Raw genomic sequence first — 848 nt, forward strand, 5'->3', positions numbered from 1 at the left:
GCTACGGCCACCTCATCCAGGCCGCCATCGCCCGCGGCCGCACCCACGGGGAGGACCTCCTCGTCACGATCGCGCGCAGAGCGGCCGACCACGTCTGCGAGGCGTTCGGAGAGGACGGGATCCGACGCGTCGGAGGGCACCCGGAGATCGAACTCGCCCTGGCGGAGTTCGCGCGCTACACCGGGGAGAGGAAGTACCTCGAGCAGGCGCGGCTCTTCATCGAGCGCCGCGGCCACGGCACACTCGGCCCGATCCCCTTCGGCGCCCAGTACTTCCAGGACGACGTGCCGGTGCGGGAGGCACGGGCCATGAGCGGGCACGCCGTCCGCGCGCTCTACCTCGCGGCCGGAGGGATCGACGTCGCGGTCGAGACCGGGGACGAAGGTCTCCTCGGCGCCCTCGCCAGCCAGACCGCCATGACCACCGCCCGCCGCACCTACATCACCGGCGGCATGGGCGCCCACCACGAGGGAGAGTCCTTCGGTGCGGACTTCGAGCTCCCCCCCGACCGCGCCTACTCCGAGACCTGCGCCGGAGTCGGCTCGGTCATGGTCCACCACCGGCTCCTGCTCGCCCGCGGGGACGAGCACTGCGCCGACCTGATCGAACGGACCCTCTACAATGTCGTCTGCGCCTCGCCCGCGGCCGACGGCGAGTCCTTCTTCTACACCAACAGCCTGCACCAGCGCGAGGAAGGCACCCCTCCAGCCCCCGACCGGGCCAGCCCCCGCGCAGCCTCGAGCCTGCGCGCCCCATGGTTCGAAGTCTCCTGCTGCCCCACCAACGTCGCCCGCACCCTCGCCTCGCTCGCGGCCTACATCGCCACCAGGACCGAAGACGGCATCCAG

Annotated in this window: 1 protein-coding gene; it reads left to right on the forward strand. The window is 72.1% G+C overall.

What is annotated here, in order from left to right; genetic code table 11:
* Positions 1-848, forward strand: an 848-nt coding sequence (locus LK10_RS11515) for a glycoside hydrolase family 127 protein (protein WP_043123804.1), incomplete at both ends; no start/stop codon positions are given.

The sequence above is a fragment of the Sinomonas humi genome (genome assembly GCF_000802235.1).
Classification (GTDB): Bacteria; Actinomycetota; Actinomycetes; order Actinomycetales; family Micrococcaceae; genus Sinomonas; species Sinomonas humi.